Genomic DNA, 14,307 nt, shown 5'->3' on the forward strand with positions numbered 1-14,307 from the left:
AACCATTTATTTTCCTGTAATTTTTTCATCATTTCAGGAATCATAAAAGTGTCTTTCGACTCATCGTTGGTCAATCCTGCGTAAAGATTATTCGATACGTTGATAGTGGTATCCAAACCTACCACGTCCGACAAACGGAATGTGCCAGATTTCGGACGACCAACCACTACGGAAGTCAATTTATCGACTTCTTCCACCGTCAAACCCAATTCTTCGACCACTTTCATGGTTTTCATCATTGAATAAATTCCGACACGGTTGGCAATAAATGCGGGAGTGTCTTTACAAAAAACGGTGGTTTTACCTAAGAAACGGTCGCCGTAGTGCATCAAGAAATCCGTAACCGCAGGGTCAGTGGCAGGCGTTGGGATGATTTCCAACAATTTCAAATATCTTGGAGGATTGAAGAAGTGACTTCCACAAAAATGCTTCTGAAAGTCCTCAGAACGACCTTCTGCCATCAAATGAATCGGAATTCCCGACGTATTTGAGGTTACTAACGTTCCCGTTTTACGCAAAGCATCCACTTTTTCGTAAAGCGATTGTTTGATGGCAAGATTCTCCACGATTACCTCAATTACCCAATCATAATTTTTAATTTCGGCGAGATTATCGTCAAAATTTCCCAACTTGACACGGTTCGCAAAAGAAGGCGAATACAATGCCGCAGGATTAGATTTGAGGGTGTTTTGGAACGCTTCGTTCACGATACGGTTACGCACCGCAGGGTGTTCGGTGGTTAGTCCTTTGGCTTTTTCGGCATCGTTGGGTTCTCTCGGAACGATGTCCAAAAGCAAGACCTCCACGCCAATATTAGCAAAATGGCAAGCAATACGGCTTCCCATAATTCCTGAGCCAAGTACGGCTACTTTTCTAATTGAACGGTTCATTGTTTTTGGCTTTCGGCTGTCGGCTTTTGGCATTCAGCCTTTAACGGTTTTAAAGAAGATAATTATGAATGTAAAGGTAGTATTTTTTTAAAATGTTATGCAAGCATACTATTTTATTTTTTTACAAATTTCACCTTTTTATCCGTAATTTTGCACCTCAATTCCCATTAAGGATTATTTTAAAATGACTATTCAAGAAGAAATACACAAACGCCGTACATTCGGAATTATCTCTCACCCCGATGCGGGCAAAACTACGCTTACGGAAAAACTCCTACTTTTTGGGGGGGCAATCCAGACGGCGGGAGCGGTGAAATCTAATAAAATCAAAAAAGGGGCAACTTCCGATTTCATGGAAATTGAACGCCAAAGAGGTATCTCAGTGGCAACTTCGGTAATGACCTTTGAATATAATAACCTCAAAATCAACATCTTGGATACACCAGGTCACAAGGATTTTGCGGAAGACACTTACCGTACTTTAACGGCCGTAGATTCAGTAATCTTAGTAATTGACTGTGTGAAAGGCGTTGAGGAACAAACCGAAAAATTGATGGAAGTATGTCGGATGAGAAATACGCCCGTGATTATTTTTATCAATAAAATGGATAGAGAAGGTCGTTATGCCTTCGATTTATTGGATGAATTAGAACAGAAATTAGGAATTAAAGTTCGTCCATTGACTTGGCCAATTAATATCGGAGCGAATTTTAAAGGGGTTTATAATCTTTACGAAAAGTCTTTAAACTTGTTTAGTGCCAATAAAACCCGAATTGAAAAAGAGGTTTTAGCGGTTGATATTTGGTCGGAAGAATTAGATAAAAAAGTAGGCAAAAAAGATGCAGACCAATTACGTGAAGACGTTGAGTTGATTGAAGGTGTTTACGGTGATTTTGACCGTGAAACCTATCTTTCGGGTGAAATTGCGCCCGTTTTCTTCGGTTCGGCGGTGAATAATTTTGGCGTGCAGGAGTTGTTGGATACTTTCACGGAAATTGCTCCAAGTACGCAACCACGCCAAACGGATGTACGAGTTGTTGAGCCAATGGAAAAAAAATTCACCGGATTTGTCTTTAAGATCCACGCTAATCTTGACCCTAAACATCGTGATAGAATTGCTTTTATGCGGGTTTGTTCGGGGACTTTTGAGCGTAATAAATTTTACAAACACGTTCGTCTCGATAAAAATCTTCGTTTTAATAATCCCTATACTTTTATGGCTCAAGATAAAGAGGTTATCGAAGAAGGTTTCCCCGGCGATGTGGTTGGTTTGTATGATACTGGTAATTTCAAAATTGGCGATACGATGACGGAGGGCGAAGTTCTCCAATATCAAGGAATTCCAAGTTTTTCTCCTGAGATTTTTAAGGAATTAATGAACCTCGACCCGATGAAATCTAAGCAATTGGAGAAAGGAATTATGCAATTGACAGATGAAGGAGTGGCTCAGTTATTCTTACAACCACAATTGGGAAATCGTAAAATTGTGGGAACCGTTGGGGAACTACAATACGAAGTAATTCAGTATCGTTTGGAACATGAATACGGTGCAAAATGTCGTTTCGACCACCGTGATATTGCAAAAGCTTGTTGGATTACCTCGGAAGACCCAAAGAAATTAGCGGAATTTGTTCGTCTGAAAGGACAAAATATTGCGCAAGATAAAGATGAAAACTACGTGTTCTTGGCAGAATCTGATTGGATTTTGAGAATGAATATCCAGAATAATCCAGGTATTCAATTTCACTTTACTTCGGAGTTTAAAACAGCAGTTGAAGCATAAAAAATAGGTCAGATAATTTAAAGATTATCTGACCTATTTTTATTATTTGCTATAAGTTACCGTATATTCAGTCAATGTGGCGGTAGCTTTATTTTTAATCAATTCTCTGATATCGGGGTCAGTGGTGTCGTAGTATCTTTCTATATATTTAAAACATTGGTCTAAGGTATAAGACGTGGTCATTTCAGCAGAGGTAAGTTTAGAAACTGTGAAATCAATCGTTGGTTTACCTGTACCATAATTAAGCACAACGGCTTTTCCCGTAATGGTATATTTCACGGCTTCTCCTTCAAAAATAGCATTTCCATCCGATTTGAATTCAATGACAGAACCATCATTGGTATCATTCAAATCTACAATTTTTGTTTTTCCATTGGAAGTAAAAGTCAATTTTCCGACACTTTCTTTGTGTTTCCATTTGCCCATTAGGGTGGAAGTTGAAGGGGCTATTTCTTCGTTTTTTTTACTACAACTCATCGCTAAGACAAGTGTTAAGAATAAAGAAAAACTTTGGTAAACATTTCTATATCTCATAATATACGGAATCTGTTTAAAATTTAGAATACAAATTTAATGGAAATCAAGCGTAATAGAATAGGTGGGAAATATATAAAAATGAATTTCCACAATTCAATAGTATTTCCTTTAAAATACGCTTAAATTGCATCCAGTCTAAAAAAAATAATCACATTCAAATTCCTTGAATTCTTATGAAAAAAACTATCATTTTATCTTCTATGTTATTTATGTCGGTATGTGCAAAATCATTTGCCTCTACGTCAGAATACGTTATTGATGATGCTACAGTTGAAACAACACTTAATAGTGGTGTTCAAGTAGCAAGTTTGATTACATCGATGGATGTAACAACTTCTTCTACCAATGTATTAGCGGCTATGACAAACAATTTACCAACGGCTACCGTAAGTGGCAAGGATGCGACTGTTGCATTTGTCTTATCTTGGTTTCTTGGTTTTATAGGTGTTCACCGTTTTTATATGGGAACTGCTACCTTGACAGGTGTTGGTTATATCCTAACTTTGGGTGGATGTGGTATCGTGGCTACAGTTGACTGGGTAGTCTTATTAATTGCTTTAATTAACAAAGAAGGTATTAGTAAATACGAAGATAATCCTAAATTCTTTATGTGGAGTGGTAAATAATCATTTCAATCTTAAAAAGTCCAAGATGTCATTCTTGGACTTTTTTTATTGTTCAAGTTTTAATAATATATTTGTTATTTGTCGTGAATTATCATCTTCTAAATATTGATTCTTCTTGTTTGCCAAAAGTTCCGTCCGCCTTATTCCTCCAAAATAAAAAGACTGAAACAGCCCAAACCCCGTCAAAAAACCTGACAAATAATATCCCTTCCAGAAACTATAGCCTGCAAAACCTAAAGTTCCGAGTTGTAGTCCTAATGAGATTAAACCTTCTGTGGTGTTTCCGACATACATCATTCCTACTCCTGGTAGAAAAGTAGCCAGAGCTTCCGCTTTTTTTACATTTTTGAAACGATTTTTGTCTGCAAAAGCAAATACGGAATCAACATTAACACAGAGTTTTCTTCTTGATACGTACCCCTTGAAGCTTTGTTTTCCTTCGGCATAACGTCTTAGATGAGTTAATGCCATAATTTTCCAAATATCACTCTGGTATTTTAACGTTGAATCTTTAACAAAAAACTGCAATTGTTCAATTTGGCTAATCACATCTTCGTATGAACCCGCTAAAAAATAACAAACAATCATTTCATTACGAAGTACATACTGGCTTGAATCAGGTAATTTGTTCAAGTCAAATCTTAAAGCAATTTTACTTGCTTCTTCAAATTTTCCTATGGCTTTCAAGCAATAAATTTTTCTAAGCAAACAAGCATTTTGGGCCTTTTGAATAGCCTCAGCAGTCCATGAACTATCAGGAAATTCTGTTATTTCATAATAGGCTCTTTCATAGGCTAACAAAGAAGCATCGTGTTGTGCTGCCCTAAATAAGCTATCTCCTTCACGAAAATTTTGTGCAAAAGATTTAGTTAAAAATTGTACGCAAAGGAATATGCATATCAAACAAAATTTGTTCATTTATTTTATCGTTAAACTCTTGTCTTTTCACGCCTACACTCACAGCGCTTCCCCAAATATTTCCTATGTAAAATAAGGTAAATAAACTTCCAAAAATGATAAACCGAGGACTTGCAGGACCGTCCTTACGATACCCTTCGTATGCTTGCAACCCTAAGATAGCATTTTGAATAAAAGTTGAAATACCTTGTCCTAATTGTTTTCCAACATATATTTTTCCTGACCCTGGCAATATTGCTGATAGCAAGGCCGCTTTGAAAGGAGACTTTCGTTGTTGTTGCCGAATCATTTCTTGATAATCATTAAAATTATTTTGTTGTTTTTGTAATGGATAATATTGTGTCGAAAAATGGTGGCTTAAAGAATCATAATCTTTAAAATTCCTTCGTAATAACGCAATGCCCGCTAACTCGAATATTTTTGTAGCTATCCCAATACTATCGTTTGTATTGACAGATAAAATTGTTGTGTAAGCCTCCTGTGTTTGTTGAAGATAACTGTACGAAATCCCCGCCCAAAACAATGACTTATTATAATTTGTACTGTTAGGATGCACTTTAGAGAAATAATGGGCAGATGAGTCAAGATTTCTGAGGGAATAATAGGCCATGCCTTTCCAATAAGGCAATTCAAGCAAATGTTGGGTTGAATCTTGGTATTTCTTTTGGAATTCAGATAAAAGAGTAATGATGTCTCTTTGTTGGTCTTTGTCTATCAGATATTGTAAAAATAGACTATCTCTTTTGACTTGTGTAAAACCTGAAAGGGGAAATAAAATGAATAATAAAATACCCAATCCTCGAATGCGATACTTTAGGGCTGTGTTATGAAAACTCATTGTTTTATTTTATACATCTTAGGTGAATCTATCACCTTGCCTTGTTGATTTATTCTGAAAGGATTAATGGTAGTGGCACTGATACGATTGCATCTTGCTAATCTATCCGCAGTTAAGGCTAAACCTTTAATGGCTCCGTATTCTTGAATGGCTGATTGGCTAAATCTGGAACATGACAACTCATACAAGCAGTTTGCAGAAAATTGAGGAGATATAACTTTCTGATACATTTTCAAAGAACCATTTATAATGATTGAAAGAGGATTGCTTATTTTTAAAATATTGGGCTTGCTTTCGGTCGTAATCACGGTGATTGTACTGTCTCTTTTATGCAAATAATTTAAGTTCATACTTAAACTTTGTGATTTCCCTTCGTATGAGAAAATTATACAGAAACTTATCCAAAAGAGACTTTTGACGTATTTATTTGAGTATTTTGGCATTAGTAGGAATCGTAAAATTTGATAATTTGGCATCAACGGCTTCGTTTGTTTGTATATCTGAATAGGAAGTTTTGATAATAACAGAATCTTTGGCTGAAAAATAATCAATTTGTGTAACTGCCAGCGGAAAATCTGTTCCTCCCATATTTTGATAATTGTAGTAATATATTTTCTTGATTACCTGTCCATTTCCACCAATATATTTGGTATAAATAGGATTTGCGCCATTATGAACTAACTCTACGAGTTGCACTTCTTTTGCCAATCGTGCCGGTGCAGACCAAGTACTTATCATTAAGTTTTTTTCAAACTTTGTATTCTTATTAATAAAACCCATTGCTCTCAAACCTAAATCTGCTTTTTGATTACTCAGAAAGTAGAAAAATTGGGTCGTTTCTGTGCTAAAAAGGTAATTCACTTGTTGAATAACTGTATTTTTGAGTGGGTCATATATGCTGACTTCTCCCTTGGCAGTATTAACAATGTATTGATTGAAGGGCTGAGTGTAATGACTGATCATTTTTCCGCCACCCAACTGATAACATATATCCGCTTTGACAGTCATCGTTTTTCCTGCCCGTACCGAGCGAGAAATCATTAATACACTAATTTTTTTAAGATTAGTTGAAAGCATGAAGGCGGATGAAAAAACAGTAATAATAACTCCTAAGCCAAAGGTGTTGATTTTGCTAAACATAATTTGAAATAATAAATTTAGACAAATTTAGTTTTTTGAAGATGGAAAAGAAAGAGAAACTTTTTATTAAAAAATGGTCAGACAATTTTATTTGTCTGACCATTTTTTAATAAACGAATAAATAATAATTTTAGAATTTGAAGGCAACACCTATTCGAGCATTTGATAAACCTGTACTTCCTAATTCTACAACCCCCGCTATCTTATCAGAAAAATAATATTTACCACCAGCAAATAAATTAATGGCTAAACCATTGCCATAGCTATATCCAGAACCATTATAACTATCTTTCCAACTAAAAGAGCGATATCCCAAACCTAAACCACCATAAATATCAAGTTTATCATTGGTTACTTTTAACAACTCATTAAAATGGTATGAACCTCTGGCTCCAATATATAACGATGTAAATCCAAGACCTGAGCCATAATTACCTGAAGCATAGTCAGCCTGTCCACCAACGCTAATCGCATCAGTTATTCCTACTTCAAATGAAGCTCCTAAAGGCAAACCAGTACTATAGTACGAGTTTATACCTATACCAAGGTTCAACAATTTATCACCATTCTTATAAGCCTGAGAATAGCCGCTGAAAGAAGTGGTAAGCAATATTGCTAAAAGGAAAGAAAAAGTTAGTAATTTTTTCATTTTACAAAAAATTAAAGGTTGAAAATTGATTCAGTGATAATCAGAATTGATGATTATTTTATTAATCTTCGAGAATATCTAACGTCACAAATTAAATACATTTTACAATTACGACAAGCCTAAACTTAGTAAGCGGTCGTGTTTATTTCGTATTTGGTCAATAATCTCCTATAAATATACTTTTTTCTATTTCAATCCTAAATCCTCTTGTATGGCTGAAACCTTCGCTTTCAGACTTGCCAATACGCTTTCAAAATCTGCTGGATTATTTAAGGGAGCATTTACTGAAACGTAAAATTTAATCTTAGGTTCTGTACCTGATGGGCGAGCCGATACTTTGGTGCCATCCGCCAAAACCAATTGAATTACGTTGGATGATTCCATCCCTAAGCCAACTGGAATATTGGTAATTTCACCCGTTTTGAGATTCTTAGAAGTTAAATTATTATAATCCAACACCGTAATTGGCTCCGAACCCGCTACCGTTGTAGGAATATTTGCTCGTAAATTCACCATCATTTGTTGAATTTCCTCCGCTCCTGCTTTTCCTTTTTTGGTTAATGAAATCAAACCTTCGTAATAAAAACCATTCTCCATATACATTTCCGTTAAGAAATCGAATAATGATTTTCCGTTATCTTTTGCGTAAGCGGTTAATTCGGCAATCATTGCACACGAAGCAACGGCATCTTTATCACGAACGGAATCACCGATTAAATAACCGTAAGATTCTTCCCCTCCGCCAATAAATTTCTCTTTGCCTTCCAATTCACGAATAACTGCCGCAATATATTTGAAACCTGTGAGCGTATTATAACACTTAACGCCCCGTGTTTCACACATTTTGTCTATAATGTTGGTGGTTACAATCGTTTTAGCGACAAATTCTTTCCCCGTCAATTTCCCCGCTTTTTTCCACGCATCTAATAAGTAATAAATAATCAAGCTTGCCATTTGATTACCATTCAATAAAACCCATTCGCCTTTTGGATTTTTCACGGCAGCTCCCACACGGTCGGCATCGGGATCGGTGGCAATTACTAAATCAGCATCCAATTCTTGGGCTTGATTCATGGCCAAAGACATTGCCTCGGCTTCTTCGGGGTTTGGATATACAACCGTTGGGAAATTTCCGTCGGGTTCAGCTTGAGCTTCTACTACACTAACATTCTCAAAACCAAGCAATTGCAAAGCTTTTGGCACGAGCGTAATACCCGTTCCGTGAATGGATGAATAGACAATTCGTAATTCTGACTGACGAGCAATTACGTCGGGATTGATACAATTGTTCTCGATCGTTTTTAAATATTGGAAGTCAATATCTTCGCCAATCATGGTAATTAATGCTGAATTTCCCACAAAATTAATTTCATCTACCGATTGAATTTTATTTACTTCCGCCACAATGTTTTTATCGTGCGGAGCAACTACTTGCGAACCATCATTCCAATAGGCTTTGTATCCATTATATTCCCGTGGATTATGAGAAGCCGTCACGACTAAACCACCCTGACATTTCAAATAGCGAATGGCAAAAGACAATTCAGGTGTTGGACGTAAAGCACTGAATAAGAATACTTTAATACCATTTGCCGAAAAAATATCCGCAGCAACTTTGGCAAAATAAGGTGAATTATTTCTTGAATCATACGCAATAGCAACGCTTGAGCGCACGGAGTCGCCCAGACCAACGACCTGATTTATATAATTGGCAAAACCCTGAGTAGCACTTCCAACGGTATATTTATTCATACGGTTAGAACCAACGCCCATTTCGCCACGCATTCCGCCCGTTCCGAATTCGAGGTCTTTATAGAAAGAATCCGTTAAATCCGTTTCTTTTTTATCCTCTATAAGTTCTTTGATTTTGGCTTTAGTATCGGCATCGTAATTTCCTGAAAGCCATGCATTGATTTTTCTTTGGGTAAGAGCGTCTAATCCTGTGGACATATTCTTATATTTGTTGAGTTATGATTTTGAGATATTTTTTAGATAACAAAGATAAAAATTATTTACTGGATTGAATACAGAACTGTTATTTTGTATTTAGACAAAATATTATTCGGCTTTTTTATAAATAATTTAGTTAATGTGGGGCTTTTTTAGTATTTTAGATTACTTTCTGGAAACAAATAAATTTATGCTTTGTTAAAGATATGTTGTTATTATATTATTTATTTTCAAATTACTTTCATTCAATCAAAAACTAAAAAAAACAAGTATGAAAAAACGATTACTAACGATTATTGGAATGTTGTTTATCACAATTTTTCAGATAATCGCCCAAGACAGAGTTATCTCAGGAAAGGTAGTTTCCTCAGAAGATGGCTCGGCACTTCCAGGTGTAAGTGTAACAGTAAGAGGAACCACTCGTGGTGTAACTACTGATGCAAATGGTGCTTATAAAATAAGTGTGCCAAATAATGCAAAATTGGCTTTCAGTTTTGTGGGTTTCAATTCACAAGATGTTACGGTTGGTGCAAAAACAGAACTAAACATGGTTTTGAAATCAGCGGCTACTGATTTGGATGAAGTTGTGATTGTGGGTTATGGTACACAGGCTAAATCAAAAGCTACTTATTCTGTTTCAACTATTAAGAGTGATGCGATTAGAGATATTCCAGTAACGGGTCTTGACCAAGCGATGCAGGGCCGTGCGGCGGGTGTAATGGTAACGTCAAGTTCGGGAACACCGGGTGGTGGTGTAAATGTGCGTTTGCGTGGAGGAAGTTCAATTACTGCCAGCAATGAGCCTTTATACGTAGTTGATGGTATTCCCATTAGTACAGGCAGTTTTTCACAATTAGGTTTTGGGAATCAAACCACTAATGCCTTGAATGATATTGCTCCTTCTGATATTGAATCAATTGATATTCTGAAAGATGCAGCAGCTTCGGCTATTTATGGTTCAAGAGCCGCCAATGGCGTTGTTTTGATTACCACTAAAAAAGGAAAGTCTGGAAAAACGCAAATTACTTTCAACTATTCTACGGGAAATTCACAGAAATATAATACTACTTTGAAAAGTATTTCAGGAATCGAAGAAACCAAATTATTGCAAGAAATGGTGATTAATCGCTACGGTGTGCTTGATGCAAAAGGAGGACTTACGACACCAGCTTTTGGAACGGGAACGGCTTCATGGAAAACACCTGGGGATGCAGCGGCTTTTTTCTTTTCTAATGATCCCAATTCTTACGCTGACCAAGACCCTACTACAAGCAAGCTGTTTTATGTAAATTCTGATGCAGAAAAAGCAAGAAATATTAGAACAGTAGATGTTTTCAATGACCCAACGAAGGCTAACAGCACCAATTGGCAAGACCAAATTTTCAGAACGGCTCCAATTAGACAATATGACATTTCGGCAAGAGGAGGAAATGAGAAAACAACTTTCTTTGCTTCTGCTTCAATTTTCGACCAAGCGGGTATTATTGTTGGTTCAGATTATAAACGTTATACGGGTAGAATCAATGTAGATAACCAAGTGAGTACAAGGATTAAAATAGGAGCAACTTTAGGATATACTTACGGATATTCAAATCGTATTAATAATGATAATAATATTTATGGTGTATTGAGTGCTGCTATTTTAATGGCATCGGATGTTCCTACCAGATTTGCGAATGGTGCTTATGGTAAAGATAATTCATCATCGGTTGAAAATCCGGTTGCAGCCGCTTTTGAACCTTATAATCAAACTATTTTTGGACGTCTGTTAGGGGGCATTAATGCAGAAGTAGATATTATTAAAGGATTGAAATTTAAAAGTGCTTGGAATGTTGACCAAGTAAATTTCAAAGATGATAGATTTTTGCCAAATACGTTGAATGCAGCTTCTGGTGTAAACGGTTCAGGAATTGCTACGAGTGGCGGTAATTTAAATTTGGCTACGAGTAATTATTTTTCTTATAACCATTCAATTAATAACATCCATAACATCAACGTTACCGCTGGAGCAGATTATCAGCAATCTGCTTATGATTATGTATATGGCTCGGCAACTGGTTTTCCAGGAAATTCAATTAAAAAATTATCCGCAGGAGCAACCAAAACTGATGCAGGTTCTGATGGAACTTCTTGGGGCTTAGTTTCTTATTACGGACGTTTTGGCTATGATTTTGAAGGAAAATACTTAATTCAAGGCGTTTTCAGAGCGGATGCTTCTTCTCGTTTCGGAAAGGATAATCAATGGGGATATTTCCCATCAATTTCTGGAGCATGGCGTGTGAATAAAGAACGTTTTATGGATGATATTACCGTAATCAGTGACTTGAAAGTGAGAGGTAGTTACGGTTTGACGGGTAATTCAGAAATTCCAAATTTTGGTTCACGTGGTCTTTTAGGTTCGGGTAGTGCTTACCAATTGCAAGCCGCTTTAACACCAAACCAATTGGAAAACAAAACGTTGAAATGGGAAACCACTACAACTTCGGAAGTTGGTATTGACCTTGGATTATTCAAAAATAGAATCACGCTTTCAGCGGGATATTATTCAAAATATACCAAAGATTTGTTGCTGAATGTCAATATCCCAGCTACATCTGGTTTCACAACGGCGTTACAGAACTTTGGTGAAATGGAAAACAAAGGTTTTGAATTCGTAATTTCAACTGAAAATGTAAAAACAAAGGATTTCTCATGGACTTCTAATTTCAATATTTCAGCCAATGAAAATAAAGTTCGTAAAATCTTCGGTAATCCATTTGCTGCTGGATTTGGTAGTTGGGTAGCACAAGATGAGGCTTTAGGTTCATTCAGAGGATATAAAGTTGATAAAATTTTCCAAACGCAAGAAGAAATTGATGCTGCCAATGCTTTACCAAAAACCAATGGTGGAACGGTTTATCAATCAACTGCTACAAGACCAGGTGATATAAAATTTGTGGACTTGAATGGAGACGGTAAAATTGATGCCAATGACCAAACAATTTTGGGTTCTGCGCAACCTAAATTCTTTGGTAGCTTTACCAATGATTTTACTTTTAAAGGATTTGATTTGAAAATATTCATGCAATTTGTTTCAGGTAATAAGATATTGAATTATACCCGTAATTTCTCGGAAGGAATGAATAGTGTTTTTGGGCAAACGGATGCAGTTTTAAATCGTTGGACTCCAACAAATACCAATACAACTGTTCCAAGAGCGGTTTGGGGTGATCCAAATAACAACCGTAGAGTATCGGATCTTTATGTGGAAGATGGTTCTTATTTGCGTTTCAAAAACGTAATTTTTGGTTATACGCTGCCTAAAGTGTTGACCAATAAAATTAAAGTAGATAGAATCAGATTCTATGCACAGGCACAAAATCTATTGACTTTTACAAATTATAAAGGAATGGATCCAGAGGTTAGTACTTTCAATTCCCAAAATACAGCCATTGGGGGTGCTTCTAACACAACTGCCAATGCTGCACAAGGAACGGATTTCTTGACTTTTCCACAAGCAAGAACTTATACGTTTGGGGTAAATATCGGATTCTAAAAACTATCATTATTTTCAAAAAGATTATACGAACATGAATAAATATAAGATATTATTATTTTCAGCTTTTGTTTTAGCACTAAGTGCCTGTGAACAAGTGCTTGTCCAAGATCCTCAAAGTCAGGTTTCAACGGATGTAAAAGATGCCGCCACGGCAAGGGCGGTGATGAATGGAACTTATAACGGTTTACAATCAGCCGATTATTTGGGAACTCGTTATCAGTTATTACCAGATCTTCAAGGAGGAAATCTTCGTTGGACGGGTACTTTCGGAGATTTTTCGGAAATTTCTAACCGTTCTATTCAGACCAATAATGCCTCAGTCACGAATATGTGGGTTCGGATTTATAACACGATTTTACGAAATAACATTGTAATAAAATCTATTCCTGTAGTGCAAGATGGCAGTTTTTCTGATGCCGAAAAAAACCAAATTGTGGCAGAAGCTCGTGTGATGAGAGCTTTATCTTATTTCAATTTGGTGAGATGGTGGGGCGGTGTTCCAATCGTGACTGAGCCAACAGCATCGCTTAATGGATTGACCGTTGGAAGAAATACCGTAGCCGAAGTTTATAAACAAATTTATACTGATATTGATGCGGCGTATCCAAATTTGTTAGCTTCCAGTAAGGGCAGAGTAACGAAAGGAACCGCTTTAGCGCTAAAATGTCGTGCGGCTTTGTATCAGAAAGATTATGCAACAGTAATTGCAGTAGCTAACCAGATTCAAGCTTTAAATCAATATACTTTAGTAACGCCATTTCAAAGCATTTTTGCTACGCAGAATACAAAAGAAAGTATTTGGGAATTGAACTACGAAACAACCAACAGTAATTCATTGGCTTTCTTCTTGTTTTCATCTTCGTTGGGTGGAAGAAATGAAGTTCGCCCTTCGCCAACTTTGACGGCAGCATATTCGTCAACCGATACTCGTCGTATTTTGACAACTTCTTATGATGTTCAATTAAAATATTACCGTATCAACGGAACGGATTTTCCAATCGTTTTCCGTTATGCAGAAGTATTGTTGAACAAAGCAGAAGCATTGGCCGAAACAGGAAAAGATGCTGATGCCTTGGTTTTGGTTAATCAAATCCGTACACGTGCAGGCTTGACGGCCATTGCTACAACTTTAGCAGGACAAGATTTGAAAGATGAAATTTTCTTACAAAGAAGATTGGAATTAGCCTTGGAAGGTCATTATTTCTTCGATTTAGTTCGTACAGGAAGAGCAGCAAAAGTTTTGACAAGCTGGAATGATAATCAAGCATTATTGCCCATTCCTGACCGTGAGATTAAAGCAAATCCAACAATTGCCACTCAGCAAAATCCGGGATATTAATAACAAAAAATTTTTTTAGTAAAAAGCCTTCCTAATATTAAATTGGGGAGGCTTTTTGTTGATTTTTTTTCACAGAAGTAAAATCCAATCGTTATATTT

12 protein-coding genes are annotated in these 14,307 nt (G+C 36.4%); 4 read left to right on the plus strand and 8 right to left on the minus strand.

What is annotated here, in order from left to right:
* Positions 1–890 (minus strand): 3-hydroxyacyl-CoA dehydrogenase family protein (locus tag AC1W31_RS14095; RefSeq protein ID WP_481735107.1); only part of this gene is annotated, 890 nt, incomplete at its 3' end.
* Between the two features lie 184 nt (positions 891–1,074).
* Between AC1W31_RS14095 and AC1W31_RS14100 the strand changes: the two genes are divergently transcribed.
* A complete protein-coding gene (locus AC1W31_RS14100) occupies positions 1,075–2,673 on the plus strand; it encodes a peptide chain release factor 3 (RefSeq protein WP_481735108.1) in 1,599 nt (532 codons plus the stop codon).
* A gap of 42 nt (positions 2,674–2,715) precedes the next feature.
* Here the strand turns inward: AC1W31_RS14100 and AC1W31_RS14105 are convergent, their stop codons facing one another.
* A complete protein-coding gene (locus AC1W31_RS14105; RefSeq protein WP_481735109.1) occupies positions 2,716–3,207 on the minus strand; it encodes a hypothetical protein in 492 nt (163 codons plus the stop codon).
* A 176-nt stretch (positions 3,208–3,383) separates the two neighbouring features.
* Between AC1W31_RS14105 and AC1W31_RS14110 the strand changes: the two genes are divergently transcribed.
* Entirely contained in the window at positions 3,384–3,836 is a 453-nt protein-coding gene (locus tag AC1W31_RS14110; protein WP_481735110.1) for a TM2 domain-containing protein, read from the plus strand.
* A gap of 45 nt (positions 3,837–3,881) precedes the next feature.
* Here AC1W31_RS14110 and AC1W31_RS14115 read toward each other — a convergent pair whose 3' ends face one another.
* The 6 genes from AC1W31_RS14115 to AC1W31_RS14140 all read right to left on the minus strand — a co-directional run bounded on the left by AC1W31_RS14115 (position 3,882) and on the right by AC1W31_RS14140 (position 9,331).
* Positions 3,882–4,754, minus strand: coding sequence for a tetratricopeptide repeat protein (locus AC1W31_RS14115; RefSeq protein ID WP_481735111.1), 873 nt, complete (start codon positions 4,752–4,754; stop codon positions 3,882–3,884).
* Positions 4,702–5,592 (minus strand): tetratricopeptide repeat protein, encoded by an 891-nt coding sequence (locus AC1W31_RS14120; RefSeq protein ID WP_481735112.1) that lies wholly within the window; start codon positions 5,590–5,592, stop codon positions 4,702–4,704. The genes AC1W31_RS14115 and AC1W31_RS14120 overlap by 53 nt, the downstream gene beginning before the upstream one ends.
* Complete coding sequence (yidD, locus tag AC1W31_RS14125) at positions 5,589–5,942, minus strand: membrane protein insertion efficiency factor YidD (protein ID WP_481735113.1); 354 nt, start codon at positions 5,940–5,942, stop codon at positions 5,589–5,591. The genes AC1W31_RS14120 and yidD overlap by 4 nt, the downstream gene beginning before the upstream one ends.
* 73 nt (positions 5,943–6,015) lie before the next feature.
* On the minus strand, positions 6,016–6,732 hold the full coding sequence (locus tag AC1W31_RS14130; protein ID WP_481735114.1) for a hypothetical protein: 717 nt from the start codon (positions 6,730–6,732) through the stop codon (positions 6,016–6,018).
* A 130-nt stretch (positions 6,733–6,862) separates the two neighbouring features.
* Positions 6,863–7,381: a hypothetical protein gene (locus AC1W31_RS14135; RefSeq protein ID WP_481735115.1), complete on the minus strand. Its 519-nt coding sequence runs from the start codon at positions 7,379–7,381 to the stop codon at positions 6,863–6,865.
* 186 nt (positions 7,382–7,567) lie between these two features.
* Positions 7,568–9,331: a phospho-sugar mutase gene (locus tag AC1W31_RS14140; RefSeq protein ID WP_481735116.1), complete on the minus strand. Its 1,764-nt coding sequence runs from the start codon at positions 9,329–9,331 to the stop codon at positions 7,568–7,570.
* Positions 9,332–9,602: 271 nt separating this feature from the next.
* Between AC1W31_RS14140 and AC1W31_RS14145 the strand changes: the two genes are divergently transcribed.
* Positions 9,603–12,866, plus strand: coding sequence for a SusC/RagA family TonB-linked outer membrane protein (locus AC1W31_RS14145; RefSeq protein WP_481735117.1), 3,264 nt, complete (start codon positions 9,603–9,605; stop codon positions 12,864–12,866).
* Between the two features lie 34 nt (positions 12,867–12,900).
* Entirely contained in the window at positions 12,901–14,208 is a 1,308-nt protein-coding gene (locus AC1W31_RS14150) for a RagB/SusD family nutrient uptake outer membrane protein (RefSeq protein ID WP_481735118.1), read from the plus strand.
* Positions 14,209–14,307 lie beyond the last annotated feature (99 nt).

It is taken from the genome of Arcicella sp., from assembly GCF_964672035.1.

What these genes read in the sequence shown, in the direction of transcription:
- AC1W31_RS14110 (WP_481735110.1), top strand. Translation starts at nt 3,384, where the DNA reads ATGAAAAAAACTATCATTTTATCTTCTATGTTATTTATGTCGGTATGT.
- AC1W31_RS14135 (WP_481735115.1), bottom strand. Translation starts at nt 7,381, where the DNA reads ATGAAAAAATTACTAACTTTTTCTTTCCTTTTAGCAATATTGCTTACC.
- AC1W31_RS14105 (WP_481735109.1), bottom strand. Translation starts at nt 3,207, where the DNA reads ATGAGATATAGAAATGTTTACCAAAGTTTTTCTTTATTCTTAACACTT.
- AC1W31_RS14140 (WP_481735116.1), bottom strand. Translation starts at nt 9,331, where the DNA reads ATGTCCACAGGATTAGACGCTCTTACCCAAAGAAAAATCAATGCATGG.
- yidD (WP_481735113.1), bottom strand. Translation starts at nt 5,942, where the DNA reads ATGAACTTAAATTATTTGCATAAAAGAGACAGTACAATCACCGTGATT.
- AC1W31_RS14120 (WP_481735112.1), bottom strand. Translation starts at nt 5,592, where the DNA reads ATGAGTTTTCATAACACAGCCCTAAAGTATCGCATTCGAGGATTGGGT.
- AC1W31_RS14150 (WP_481735118.1), top strand. Translation starts at nt 12,901, where the DNA reads ATGAATAAATATAAGATATTATTATTTTCAGCTTTTGTTTTAGCACTA.
- AC1W31_RS14100 (WP_481735108.1), top strand. Translation starts at nt 1,075, where the DNA reads ATGACTATTCAAGAAGAAATACACAAACGCCGTACATTCGGAATTATC.
- AC1W31_RS14145 (WP_481735117.1), top strand. Translation starts at nt 9,603, where the DNA reads ATGAAAAAACGATTACTAACGATTATTGGAATGTTGTTTATCACAATT.
- AC1W31_RS14115 (WP_481735111.1), bottom strand. Translation starts at nt 4,754, where the DNA reads ATGAACAAATTTTGTTTGATATGCATATTCCTTTGCGTACAATTTTTA.
- AC1W31_RS14130 (WP_481735114.1), bottom strand. Translation starts at nt 6,732, where the DNA reads ATGTTTAGCAAAATCAACACCTTTGGCTTAGGAGTTATTATTACTGTT.